The sequence below is a fragment of the Microvirga arvi genome (genome assembly GCF_016892765.1).
Taxonomy (GTDB): Bacteria; Pseudomonadota; Alphaproteobacteria; order Rhizobiales; family Beijerinckiaceae; genus Microvirga; species Microvirga arvi.
Genome location: NZ_JAFEMD010000097.1, coordinates 1 through 11,587, shown reverse-complemented (window position 1 = coordinate 11,587; position 11,587 = coordinate 1). Strand labels below are relative to the sequence as shown.

General features: G+C 60.6%; 16 protein-coding genes and 1 pseudogene. 13 read left to right on the top strand and 4 right to left on the bottom strand.

The features are described 5' to 3' along the window. Nucleotides 1–223: 223 nt before the first annotated feature. Both ILT44_RS28465 and ILT44_RS28460 read right to left on the bottom strand, forming a co-directional pair. The gene (locus tag ILT44_RS28465; RefSeq protein WP_204242980.1) at nucleotides 224–436 is read right to left on the bottom strand and encodes a hypothetical protein; all 213 of its coding nucleotides are present in this window, start codon (nucleotides 434–436) and stop codon (nucleotides 224–226) included. A gap of 245 nt (nucleotides 437–681) precedes the next feature. After that, nucleotides 682–1,296 carry a polysaccharide lyase family 20 protein gene (locus ILT44_RS28460; protein ID WP_204242979.1) on the bottom strand — a complete coding sequence of 205 codons (615 nt, stop codon included), beginning with the start codon at nucleotides 1,294–1,296 and terminating at the stop codon, nucleotides 682–684. 469 nt (nucleotides 1,297–1,765) lie between these two features. Here ILT44_RS28460 and ILT44_RS28455 point away from each other — a divergent pair, with 469 nt between their 5' ends. Together ILT44_RS28455 and ILT44_RS28450 are read left to right on the top strand one after the other, a co-directional pair. Then, nucleotides 1,766–2,734, top strand: coding sequence for an IS5 family transposase (locus ILT44_RS28455; protein WP_204242978.1), 969 nt, complete (start codon nucleotides 1,766–1,768; stop codon nucleotides 2,732–2,734). A 233-nt stretch (nucleotides 2,735–2,967) separates the two neighbouring features. Next, nucleotides 2,968–3,123 carry a hypothetical protein gene (locus tag ILT44_RS28450; RefSeq protein ID WP_204242977.1) on the top strand — a complete coding sequence of 52 codons (156 nt, stop codon included), beginning with the start codon at nucleotides 2,968–2,970 and terminating at the stop codon, nucleotides 3,121–3,123. Nucleotides 3,124–3,534: 411 nt separating this feature from the next. Here ILT44_RS28450 and ILT44_RS28445 read toward each other — a convergent pair whose 3' ends face one another. Then, entirely contained in the window at nucleotides 3,535–4,233 is a 699-nt protein-coding gene (locus tag ILT44_RS28445; protein ID WP_204242976.1) for a gamma-glutamylcyclotransferase, read from the bottom strand. A gap of 191 nt (nucleotides 4,234–4,424) precedes the next feature. Between ILT44_RS28445 and ILT44_RS28440 the strand changes: the two genes are divergently transcribed. The 4 genes from ILT44_RS28440 to ILT44_RS28425 all read left to right on the top strand — a co-directional run bounded on the left by ILT44_RS28440 (nucleotide 4,425) and on the right by ILT44_RS28425 (nucleotide 7,855). Next, nucleotides 4,425–5,390, top strand: coding sequence for an NAD(P)H-dependent flavin oxidoreductase (locus tag ILT44_RS28440; RefSeq protein WP_204242975.1), 966 nt, complete (start codon nucleotides 4,425–4,427; stop codon nucleotides 5,388–5,390). A 469-nt stretch (nucleotides 5,391–5,859) separates the two neighbouring features. After that, on the top strand, nucleotides 5,860–6,237 hold the full coding sequence (locus tag ILT44_RS28435; RefSeq protein ID WP_204242974.1) for a response regulator: 378 nt from the start codon (nucleotides 5,860–5,862) through the stop codon (nucleotides 6,235–6,237). 83 nt (nucleotides 6,238–6,320) lie between these two features. Continuing rightward, nucleotides 6,321–7,475 (top strand): sensor histidine kinase, encoded by a 1,155-nt coding sequence (locus ILT44_RS28430; protein WP_204242973.1) that lies wholly within the window; start codon nucleotides 6,321–6,323, stop codon nucleotides 7,473–7,475. A gap of 122 nt (nucleotides 7,476–7,597) precedes the next feature. After that, entirely contained in the window at nucleotides 7,598–7,855 is a 258-nt protein-coding gene (locus ILT44_RS28425) for a hypothetical protein (RefSeq protein WP_204242972.1), read from the top strand. Nucleotides 7,856–7,992: 137 nt separating this feature from the next. Here the strand turns inward: ILT44_RS28425 and ILT44_RS28420 are convergent, their stop codons facing one another. Next, nucleotides 7,993–8,727, bottom strand: a complete 735-nt coding sequence (locus ILT44_RS28420; protein ID WP_204242971.1) for a sigma-70 family RNA polymerase sigma factor — start codon at nucleotides 8,725–8,727, stop codon at nucleotides 7,993–7,995. Between the two features lie 154 nt (nucleotides 8,728–8,881). Here ILT44_RS28420 and ILT44_RS28415 point away from each other — a divergent pair, with 154 nt between their 5' ends. The 7 genes and pseudogenes from ILT44_RS28415 to ILT44_RS28385 all read left to right on the top strand — a co-directional run bounded on the left by ILT44_RS28415 (nucleotide 8,882) and on the right by ILT44_RS28385 (nucleotide 11,534). Next, nucleotides 8,882–9,199: a Cif family virulence factor gene (locus ILT44_RS28415; RefSeq protein ID WP_204242970.1), complete on the top strand. Its 318-nt coding sequence runs from the start codon at nucleotides 8,882–8,884 to the stop codon at nucleotides 9,197–9,199. Between the two features lie 236 nt (nucleotides 9,200–9,435). After that, nucleotides 9,436–9,831: a PRC-barrel domain-containing protein gene (locus ILT44_RS28410; RefSeq protein ID WP_204242969.1), complete on the top strand. Its 396-nt coding sequence runs from the start codon at nucleotides 9,436–9,438 to the stop codon at nucleotides 9,829–9,831. 9 nt (nucleotides 9,832–9,840) lie between these two features. Then, nucleotides 9,841–10,050, top strand: a complete 210-nt coding sequence (locus ILT44_RS28405; protein WP_204242968.1) for a hypothetical protein — start codon at nucleotides 9,841–9,843, stop codon at nucleotides 10,048–10,050. Nucleotides 10,051–10,103: 53 nt separating this feature from the next. Then, nucleotides 10,104–10,442: a GYD domain-containing protein gene (locus tag ILT44_RS28400; RefSeq protein WP_204242967.1), complete on the top strand. Its 339-nt coding sequence runs from the start codon at nucleotides 10,104–10,106 to the stop codon at nucleotides 10,440–10,442. An 18-nt stretch (nucleotides 10,443–10,460) separates the two neighbouring features. Further along, nucleotides 10,461–10,685, top strand: a pseudogene (locus tag ILT44_RS28395) (MucR family transcriptional regulator); the annotation flags it as partial. 320 nt (nucleotides 10,686–11,005) lie between these two features. Continuing rightward, the gene (locus ILT44_RS28390) at nucleotides 11,006–11,362 is read left to right on the top strand and encodes a helix-turn-helix domain-containing protein (RefSeq protein WP_204242966.1); all 357 of its coding nucleotides are present in this window, start codon (nucleotides 11,006–11,008) and stop codon (nucleotides 11,360–11,362) included. Beyond that, nucleotides 11,352–11,534 carry a hypothetical protein gene (locus ILT44_RS28385; RefSeq protein ID WP_204242965.1) on the top strand — a complete coding sequence of 61 codons (183 nt, stop codon included), beginning with the start codon at nucleotides 11,352–11,354 and terminating at the stop codon, nucleotides 11,532–11,534. Before ILT44_RS28390 ends, ILT44_RS28385 begins: the two co-directional genes overlap by 11 nt. Nucleotides 11,535–11,587: the final 53 nt, after the last annotated feature.

Sequence of the window (11,587 nt, the reverse complement as noted above, 5' to 3'; positions counted from 1 at the left end):
CACGCTTGAACCTTTGCGAGAATGAGTGACATCCACATGGGCAGGTTACTCCTGTAAAGGCGTGATCTGGGCGCAGGCTGTCAGCCCCAATCTCTCAGGTGCGGGTAGCGGCGCGCTGCATCGGCTTGCATCCGACGCGCTTCGACCCAGACGGTGCGGACCAATCGGAAAAAGCTCAGGAGGATCATAATAGGCTCCAACAGGCAGAGGACGGGAGATGGGCTTAGCGATGGCTGGAGCGCTCTACCGTTGGCTGATCCACAGTGTCAGGAAGCCGGCCGCCATGGCTGGCCAGAAAGCGAGCAACTTCACGTTCATCCCTTCGGCGATTGGTCTCGCCGATGGCGTCAACGATGTGTAGAAAGATGTTGCGCTTGTGCTGCTTGGAAGGCGCAGAACGGGCTTCAAAAGATACGCTGAGGGGCATAGCTGGCATCGGAGTTCTCCTCTGGTTTTGGGCCGCCGATGCTTCCGAGCGCTTCCAATCTTATTGTTGAACTGAAGTATAGGCCCCACCTGTGCCGAGCAGAAGATAGGTCAATGCATCTGGCTTATGCGTCAGCTACATGGAACGCGCAGCAAATGTCCATTCTTATGCAAATTGTGCGCACCAAACGGGCAAAGCGTCTGGGAAATGTAAGACCAGATGATGCCTGCTCTGTCAGGCATATGATGAGCAGGTCAGGGCTGTATAGGCTCTGATGCCGTATTTAGAAGGCCCTTCATCGTCCTACTTTTGCGAACCGAGCGGAACAGGGCAGATTGAGCAGGCACCTCCGCGGAGCCATGGGCGCTTTTGTATCGCGACAGGAAGGAACGATACACGCCATACTTGAAGTAGATCGGACTCACGTGCGTCGTATTAGGGCCCACGACGTCAGCGGTGAGGCGTCCATTGACATAAACCCGGATGAAACCATCTGCGGCGGTCGACCAGCGTGCATGAACACGGATGTCCTGCCAGTGCCCTCGAAGGCTGCGCTCACTGATCAGTGGAAAATGTCCAAGCTTGGTCTGGTTGAGATCAAGGTAGTAGCTCGAGGTATCCGAGCCCTGTGGAACACCGTACTGAAACAGCACAGGCGGGCTTGTCACCCCTTTCTGGTGGAACTGGCCCAGCGCCGTCTTGGCCGGGTAAATGTTGGGAAAGTCCTTCGGAAGGTAGAAGGAAAACTCATACCAGTATTCGTCGCCCACACGGCTCGATGCGTCCACCTCCCCCAACTCTGAGCGTTCTCGATCCCTATAGCAGTCACGCGATGTGCAATCGCCAGGGCGCACCTCAAACCTCTGCATCCACCCCTTCCTGGATCCCGGGACCGTTGTGACGCCGTGTGGTCGATCACTAAGACTCCGCCTGAAGGGGGAGAACTCCTCGGCTCTCACCGTTGCACTCGCTACCAGGAGCATGAGACTGATCGAGAAAAGCTTCGCCATCAGACCCCACGGGCGTTTGTTCGAGTGCCAGACCGAGTAGCACAGGACGTATCGGTACCATGCAAGCTCCCCGGAATTCTAATGCTGCCTAACACAATGAGCCAAGGGCCTTAAATGCACAGGAGGCCATCCCCTACGGCCGAGACAAACCTTTCAAAGCCAGGGGTACTTGTTTTTCAAACCCAGAGTAATGGGGGGAAGGCTCGAAGGAAGGTACGACCAGGGACGAGGAAGGCAGCGGGACCGACGTTGGTGCGTAATTCGGCCTGAGGTGTCGCGCGAAGACCGGGGTGAGGTATAGAGGCGGTCGTCGGAACCCGAGAGCTGCATGCCCTACAAGGTTAATCAAGAGCGCCGCCAGAGAATCCCGAAGGCCCGCTACTGCGTGAAGAATTGCCGCGCCTACGATGCGGCACTGCGTCGGCGCGGCGACCTGACGGTGTGGGTGACGGCTGAAGCAATTGTGGCATGGACGCCGGCAAAAACGGGTCGGCGTGGTCGACCACAGCGATACTCCGAGATCGTCGTCGAAACAGGCCTGATGCTGCGGCTGGCTTTTGGGCGCCCCTGGCGCCAGACCGAAGGCATGCTGGCCTCCATCCTGCGGCTGCTCGGCTTGGAGCTGCCGGTCCCCGATCACACCACCTTCTCGCGCCGCAGCGTTGATCTGACCGTCGCCAAGGCGGTGAGAACAGCAACTGGTCCAGTGAACGTGGTGATCGACTCCACTGGTCTGAAGGTATTTGGTGCCGGCGAATGGCAGCGCGAGAAGCATGGCGGCCAAGGACACCGGACTTGGCGCAAGCTCCACCTGGCTGTTGATCCCGAGACCGGTGAGATCCTCACATCGGAGCTGACAACCACGGAAGACGGTGATGCCTCACAGGTCGGTCCACTGCTCAATCAGATCTCAGGCCCGATCGCTTCGGTCACGGCCGACGGCGCGTACGATGGCGACCCCGTCTATCGTACCATCGCCGAGCGGGATCCTGCCGCTGCGGTGATCATTCCACCGCGGTCAACTGCAGTGCCGAGCAACACGGCCGAGAGTGCGCCCACTCAGCGGGACCGGCACCTCCAGATGATCCAGGCGCGCGGGCGTCTCGGCTGGCAGAAGGCGGTCAACTACGGCCGTCGATCCTTAGGCGAGGTGGCGATGATGCGCTACAAGATTGTGATCGGCCGCCGCCTCCACGCCCGGACTCTGCCGAGGCAAAGGGCCGAAGCCGCGGCCGGCTGCAAGGTCATCAACGTCATGACCCGCCTCGGCATGCCGGTATCACAGCGCATCACCTGAGCGCCGCCTCAGGCACGGGAGCGGTCTGCCTCTGAATTACGCACCAAAGTCTTGTCAGACGGCTCCAAGTTGATCTCGCACGTGCGGATGCTGGAAGACCGTCCTGCCCCAACTTCGAAGGTCAAGCTCCACGGGCGGCGTGGCTATGGCGACAGCGATATTCCGGCACCGGATCGAACCCCTGACGGTGACTGATCCAAGACTCATGCGCGGAGACGGGGAGAAGGCTGTATATGCCTGAGATCACCTTGAATGCGGTGCCCTGCTGTTTCACCGACATCAGCACGGGCCGCATCAGGTGGAAATGGCGTCAGGGGCATTGGGTCATCGCTGGCAAGCCTGCCTCGACCCCTACGCAGGAGCGTTACAACACCAACCGCCACGGATAGCCCAGAACGGAAGAGCCGCCCGAAGGCGGCTCCCAGCTAAATCGCGCTCGTTAGTGCCTGCCGCCGCTCTGAACCTCGGTGGGATGGGCACGGCTTTTCGTACCCTGCTGGCTTCTGAGCGCATTCCCGCAGCGGGTGATGTGGTTCGCCGCTCGCTGCTGGAGATCCTGCATGTCACGGCAGGGATCATCTACGTCTTGCTCACAGAACTGGCATCTCATCTCAGCCTCCATTTCTCCATGAGCATCAGGCCAACGGAGAGGCGGGACTGGGGTTCCTATGGCATTAGGCCCAAGGTGCGACCCACCAGCAGATCTGATCGGGCTATCATCTGAACGCTGGCCGATGATGGCTCCAAGGGCTGTGCGGCCCTCGCGCCAGACGGTTCGCAGACGATTGAGACTGCCGATCTCAGCCATGGCGGACCTGTCCGATCCGGTCCGCGACAAGCTCTTGCAGGTGCCAGAGATTGCGATCCCGAATCCCATGCTCAGCCAGATGAAGGGTGGTGTTATGGAGATATTCAGCGCACGACCCCCAATGACCGCAGGCTCGGGCCAACACATCAGCCACCTCGTCGGCAGAGAGTTTCCCGACGTAGAAGCGAGACTGGCGATTCATCACGAAGGCAATTGCCCGAAGTGGTCCGTGCTCGGTCTGAACCGTGATCCAGCGCGGAATGTTGTTGGGTGGCTTCACCGTGATCTCGCGTCGGACCAGCTTTTGTAGCTGCCCTTCCAGATTCTGCGGGGGCAACCTGAATACGACGCCTTGGCACTGGCCTCCTCGGTCGAGGGACATCATGAGACCGGGTTGGTCTTTGGTGCCCCGGAACCGCTCAATCTTGAAGCAGAACGAGCGGTGCCAGCCTCGGGCCGTGGCCCTGCGCATTTCGATATGAGCGAGTTCGGGTTTCCAGATTAGGGAGCCGTAGGCGAAGAGCCATGTGTCTGACCCACCAGGATGGGAGGCGAGCAGGCCCCGCACGAGTGCGTCATAATCTTCGTCGGTGTGGTACGTCCAAGTCGGGTCTGGACCAGGATCTTCCAGCACCCGGTGAACCTGCGCCACGAGGTCAGGGGTAAGCGCCATCTGCCGGGGAGCCCTCATGAGCCATCTCCAGGTCCGCGACGTGTCAGGCTCAGCTTAGCACCATCAGACGTTCAATCCGATCAGCGCATTGCTGCCCTTTCGGGCCATAGCTTGATGGGAGCAGATAGTCGCGGGAGAGAACGGCTTGATGGTATAATCACGATTCCAAGCACGTTTTCGGTTCTCGGCTTGCGAAGGAGCAGTGGGCCATGCCTCTCCAGACCCGCCTGACCGATGCACTTGGGATCGAGCACCCGATCTTACTTGCCCCCATGGACCTTGTAGCCTCTGGTCAACTTGCCGCTGTGGTCAGTCGGGCAGGAGGGCTTGGTCTCATCGGCGGCGGCTATGGCAATGCTGAATGGCTGGAGCAGGAGTTTGCAGCAGCGGGTAACGCCAAGGTCGGCTGTGGGTTCATCACCTGGAGTTTGGCGAGAAAGCCCGAACTGCTCGATTTGGTTCTTCGGTACCAGCCTGTGGCCGTCATGCTCTCGTTTGGTGATCCAACCCCGTTCGCGTCCAAGATCAAGGAATCCGGGGCTAAGCTAATCTGTCAGGTTCAATCCCTCGCCCAGGCGAAGGAGGCTGCCGCCGCAGCGGCTGATATTCTCGTGGCCCAAGGCACTGAAGCTGGAGGACATGGGGTGACCCGCACGACCCTGACCCTGGTTCCCGAGATCGTCGATGCGTTCCCTGGTGTTCCGGTGGTGGCCGCAGGCGGCATTGCCGATGGTCGCGGGCTCGCGGCTGTGCTGATGTTGGGGGCAGACGGGGCGCTGATGGGAACCCGCTTCTATGCCTCGCAGGAGGCACAAGGGCATCCCGAGGCGAAGCAACGGATCATTGAGGCGCGTGGGGACGACACGCTTCGCAGCATCGTGTTCGACATCTCCCGACGCAACATTTGGCCCCAGCCCTACACGGGCCGGGTCATCCGCAATGCCCATGCCGGGCGATGGTATGGACACGAGGCGGAACTCCTGGAGCATCAACACGAGGAGGCTCAACGCTACACCGAGGCCCGCGAGCGGGGTGACTTCGACGTGGCGGCGGTGATTGCCGGGGAGGCGGTCGCTCTGATCCATAGCGCCCCGCCTGCCGCCGAGATCGTGGACCGGATCATCCTTGAGGCCGAAGCGCGGCTCGCGCGAGGTACACGCCTGATCGTAAGCTGATGCTACAGCTTAATCCGGTTACGTCGTCTGTGTCGGGCAGTGCAGGCGGACACCATCTGGATAGGCGAGCGCTCCATCATGTGAACGAGCAACCCGACACATCCACAGTGCCAATCGCTACGGTCATCCGAACGCGATTCCCTTCAGGCTTTTAAGAGCCCTGTTGCAACGCTCGACATGTTCGCTGGCCCGCCGTTGCATCTCAACGGTGCTCTGGCAGGGCTCCTCAACCTCTTGCTTGCAGAATGGACAGATCATCAGATTGGCCCTTCCATGAGGGTGAATATGCTGGACCAATAAAGGTGTGGGGTTCCGGTTCCCGCCGCGCCCGTACTTCTTCCCACTCTGGACGCCCGTGAGCTTTCGCCCCATTGGCAAAAGATCCGAAGGACGGCGGCTGTCTTACATAAGCTATCGTCAAGCTTACCTGTTCAGGGTAGATTCAAGCTGGATGAGTGAAGACGACCAGATGACCAAGCAGGCCAACGGCAGACCGCTTGTTCTCCTTTTGGAGGACGAGGCCCTGATCGCACTCAATCTCCAGGGCGACTTGCAGGATGCGGGCTATGAGGTGGCTGGTCCCTTCGTGACCTGTACCACTGCCCTGGAGTGGCTCGGGACCGGGACGCCCAACACAGCCATTCTGGACGCCACACTGAAGGATGGTCCCTGCCGCGAGGTCGCCCTGGAGCTTAGCCGCCGTGAGGTGCCGTTCCTGATCTATTCAGGGTACCATGAGGACCGCGAGCTTCTGGCAGAGTTTCACCATGTGACCTGGATCGAGAAGCCGGTCCCGTCTGCTGTTCTGGTTCAAGTCTGCCAGCAGCTTCTGATTGGTTGCGACTAAATTGCCTGGGGAGATCAGCCACTTCGCTCGAACCAACATAGGTTAAGCACGTTCTCACCCGTGGTCTCAACGGTAAATGGCTCGTGTTGAACGATAAGCTGCTCCCTGCCTGGACAGAAAGCGACCGGCTGGCTGCCCTGCGCAGCTACCGAGTTCTCGACACGCCAGCAGAGCCCGCGTTCGACGGTCTGGTGCAGCTTGCCGCCCGTGCCTGTCGGGCTCCCATTGCTCTCATCAGCCTCATTGACGAGCGCAGACAGTGGTTCAAGGCCGAGGTGGGCCTAGGGGTGCGCGAGACACCGCTGGATCGCTCGATCTGCCTCAGTGCTATGCTGCGACCAGGAGTGACCATTGTTCCTGACCTGACCCAGGACCCCTGCTTTGCCCGCAACCCTCTGGTGACGGGAGAGCCGTACTTGCGCTTCTACGCCGGGGCGGTGCTGCGAACACCCGATGGAATACCTTTGGGAGCGCTGTGTGTGCTCGACCGAGTGCCGCGTGACCTCTCGGAGGATCAGACTTTTACCCTTGAGACCCTGGCTCAGCAGGTGATGTCGCACCTGGAGCTACGCCGGGCCATCGCCGAACGGGATGAAGCGCTGGAGGTCAGCCACAGGATCGAGCAGCGGCAAGCGTTGCTGGTGCGTGAGCTTCACCACCGGGTGAAGAACACCCTGGCCACCGTCCAGGCGCTCGTTGGAGCCACGGGCCGGTCCACTGGCAGCTTCGACGAGTTCTACCGCTCGTTCTCGAACCGCATCACCTCTCTGGCCAAGACCCACAACCTGCTGACCGAGGACTACTGGCAAATAGCCCCGCTACGGGAGATCGCACTCAATGAGTTGAAGCCTTTCGCCGAGAGCCGACAGCCCCGGTTTATCCTCTTGGGGCCATCGGTCGAGTTAGCGGCGGATTTGGCTGTGCCGGTTGGCATGGCGCTTCACGAACTCACCACCAACGCTGTCCGATACGGGGCTCTGTCGGTTCCGGCTGGATACGTCGAGGTCCGTTGGAATATGAACGACGCTGAGGGTGGCAGGAAGCTCCATCTGGAGTGGAGGGAGTTCGGCGGTCCGTCCGTCAATGAGCCACAGCATCAGGGCTTTGGCTCGACCCTGCTTCAACGGGTCCTGCCGATGCAGTGCAACGCAGAGGTGGAAGTCCAGTATGCGCGAGAGGGGCTGAGGTTTCGGATGGATGCGCCTTTGGTCGAGCAGCGGCTGGTCCCGGCTTACTGACGGCTACATTGAATAAACAAGGTGCGGCCAAGTTCGGCTCCTGGCATTCCTTCGCGCCCTTAACGACGAGCCCTTGGATTGCCGGTCCTGGGTGAGACCCGCGCCTGGAACAAGAGGGCTCTATGGCCATGAAGTATGTCATGCTCAGACTGGATGGCGGCGAGTTGCTCCCGCTGCTCTTTCCTGAGTTCATGCAGCACTCTCACATGGCCCAAGCTGTTCCAGCGACAGTGGTGAGTGCCGGTCATGTTTATCTGGAAGATGGCAAGATCGTCGCCCGTGGTGCGTCAAGCTCGCTGGAAGTCTCCTCGCGCGACGAGGACAGCGGGATCATTCAGGCATACTTTGACGTGCAGAATGTCATCCAGCAGGAGCTATAATCCTCACGTCTTCAGCAGGCGCATGCTGCAACGGGTGCAACTTGCTCAGTCGAACGCATTGCTGAGCCCTTGCCCGAAAAGCCTTGGTCCTGTCAGGGCATCCTCTTGATCGGGATCGGCTCGATGAGGCCCCCCACCTACGAAAACAGGATCATCGGCTCCTGCACCGCAGCTTGCATCACGTGATCGGGTCCGATCTCGTGACGGTTTTTCATCTGTAACAACGCTGCAAGCTGAGCGCGAGCGCGGTTAACCCGACTCTTGATTGTGCCGACAGCAACACCTTGGAGCATCGCCACCTCCTCGTAGGTCATGCCCTCCGCTCCCACCAGCAGAAGAGCCTCGCGGGATTTGTGAGGCAGGTGTGCCAGAGCTAAGCGAAGCTCGGCCATTGCTAGAGCCGGTTCCTGCTCCGGGAGTACCTTGAGGCGGGCCGCATGGACACCGATGGGGTCCTCGACCTCATGCCTGCGCTTGCGGTACTCGGTATAGAAGGCATGGCGCAGGATCGTGAACAGCCATGCGCCAAGGTTGCTGCCGCGCTCGAAGCGGTCAATGTTGGCCCAGGCGCGAAGAAAGGTATCCTGCACCAGATCATCGACCCTGACAGGATCGTTGGTCAGGGAGAAGGCGAACGCCCGTAGGTTCGGCAGCAGATCAAGCATCTGCTTCCCCAGGGCAGGGCCTACGGGACCGACGCGGGTTCGTTGCGTGGCTGGACGGGCGCGGCGGGTTCTGCGGACGAGCGCAATCTGGCGCTCGTGGGACAGCGGATGCAGATGCCGCAAGCGCCTCAGCCGGTGCCATGCAGGCTGGTTGCAGACCCTGCCTTGCAGCGGTGGTTGGCGGTGACTGCGAGCGGTGTATGCCATGGCTGTGCTCCACCTTGGCGACAGCTTCACCATACACCTACGGTTGCCGCTCAGCCAGCCCATTCGCCCGTTGAAGCGGAACTCAGGGGTTGCTTGACCCCTTGCGGGAGCAAGCGCACCATTCTGGCTCCAAGCCTCAGCCCCGGAGGCTGCTATGGCCGAGCACGATGACGATGTAGCCCTGGTCCGCCGCTGGTTTCGAACACTCCAAGTCTGCATTCAGACGGTAGATTTCGCAGGTTCTCGCCCGCTCTTTGCCGATGACCTGATCACCTTCGGCACATACGCGGCGTTCACGATTGGACGCGAGGCCACGGAACAAGAGCAGTGGCGTCATGTTTGGGGCTGTATCGACAGATTCCGATGGCACCTGGACGATCTGCGTACCCTCATCTCGGGCGACCGTCTCACGGCAGTTGGAATGTCGGTGTTCGAGTCCATCGGCTACACCGAAGACGGCAGGGCGTTTTGACCGACCGGGACGCGCGACGGTTGTGCTCGGGCGGCGGGCTATCGGCGAGGAGTGGGTGGCCCAGCACACGCACGTGTCGCTATTTCCTGGCACCCCCTCCCGCTCCTATGGCACCAGGATGGATCACCCGCCTGCGCTGTAGCGCCAACACCTCAATGATGCAAGCCCTGTGGCATGGAACTCAGCGAGGGTGGGTCCGGTTGGTTCTGTAGCCCTTTCTGCGCAGGAGGTTTGTCATGCCCCAAGCAGAAACAATAGCGCAAGCATCCGGCACAACCCCACCGACCCATCCGCTGATCGAGAGCAATCGGGTTGAGGGAACTCCGGTCTACAGCCCGCACGGCAAGCACGTTGGCACGATTCACCACCTGATCATCGAGAAGGTGAGCGGACGGGTGGTGTACGCCGTCATGAGCTTTGGTGGCTTTCTCGGGATCGGCAGCCACGAGCACACCATCCCGTGGGAGAAGCTCAACTACGATACCCAGCTTGGCGGCTTCCGCACCGACATCACACCAGAGGAGCTAACCAGTGCTCCCGTGGTCCCGGGCGACGAACGGGATTGGTGGGATCGCAGACGTGAGCAGGATATTCACGACCACTGGAAGGTGCCGCCCTACTGGGGCTGGTGAGCCGACAGAATGCAATTTGAAGAGCTTCAAGCTACGGAAGCATGGGCCTCAACATCAGCCACCAGCCAGAAAGCGCACCCGGCGTGGTTCAGAACGACGCAAAGTTCATGGTCAAGAAAGGAGACGTGGACCTGCGCCAAGGGCATCACCACGGAAGGCACGCAGAACAAGAGCAATGCAGTTGCGATCATGAGGATCCTCGACCTGCTAACCACATGAGTAAGCGAATGTAATAGACCCCACCTTTCCATTAACAACTGTGGGAGAGCGCAATGCCTATCTTCATTTCTCAGGGTCGGTATTCGCAAGATGCGATGCGCGGTATGGTGACCACGCCGGAAGACCGGACTGAGCCGGTATCCAAGCTCGTTGAAGCTGCGGGTGGTAAGCTTCTGGCCTACTATGTCACCTTCGGCGAGTACGACTGGCTCATCGTGGTCGAAGCACCGGATGCCCAAACAGTCTCAGCGGCGGTGATCACGGCGGCGGCAGGCGGTGGCGTGAAGGACATGAAGACCACCCTGGCGATGACCGGGGCTGAGGCCATGCAAGCCTTCCGCGCCGCAGGTGATCTCGCTAAGAACTTCAGGTCAGCCGGGCAGGCAGCGTGATGCTCGGAGCTTAGGTCTGATATCACCCCGGAGCAGTACCGGGCCAAGTGGGGACTGCCCGCCGATTATTCGATGGTCGCGCCGAACTATGCCGAGGCTCGCCCTGAACTTGCCAAGACCATAGGGCTCGGCCAGCCGCGCAAAAACGATGAGGGCTCCGCCGAAGCTCCTGAAGCCGCCACTTCCACTAAGGGACGTCGCACGAGGAAGGCTGCCGAATCCATCGTGCCGCTGCGCGGATAGGTTATCGGCAATCAGACAAAATCCCTCAAACCCGGTGCTGCCCCACACTGGGCTTTATTCCGCGCTCTTCCCGTGCCTGTGCTGGTGTTCTCAGGGTGCGGGATTTCCTGGAGGCAAAGCGACGCGTTACTTTTCTGGAACAGGCTCATTCGCTGGCGTGGATGCCGCCTTCTGCGCCGCCGCATCGGCCTCCTGCTTCAGCCTAGAGCATCGGACTGGAAATCCGACTCCCGGGTTTTGGCCTGGCGCGATCTGTGATTCACTCTCTGGACCGGGAGGTAGATCATGGGTCACTGCTATTCTCTGATCTTCGGGTGCGGGTGGCTGACTTTGTCGAGGCGGGCCATTCCTGCCGGGCGGCAGCAGGGCACTTTGCCGTCAGCGAGAGCTTCGCCATCAAGCTGGTGCGGCGAACGCGGGACACCGGCTCGCCGGCGCCAGCCCGTCAGGGCCGTCCACCGGGACACGGCAAGCTGGTGGCTTATGAGAGCTTCCTGATCCAGACCGTCGAGGCGAAGCCCGCCATCACCATGCCTGAACTGGCGGCCCGCTTGCTTGAGGAACACGGGATCGTTGCGGCCCCGGCCATGCTCTCGCGCTTCCTGTGCCGGTGCGGCTTCACGTATAAAAAAAGCCCTGATGGCGGCGGAGTGCGCACGCGCCGACATGCGCGATGAGCGCCAAGCCCGCATGCGCGAGCAGCCGCACCGCTTGGTGTTCTTGGACGAGACCTACGTCAACACCAAGATGACGCGCCTGCGTGGCCACTCGCGGAAGGGCCAGCGGTTGCGCATGAGCGCGCCCTTCGGCCACTGGAAGACGCAGACCTTCCTGAAGGTGTTTTCATGATGCCTCCTTTTTTGATCGTCTGGTGCGTTGCAGCCGAGCCCGCAGGTCACGGA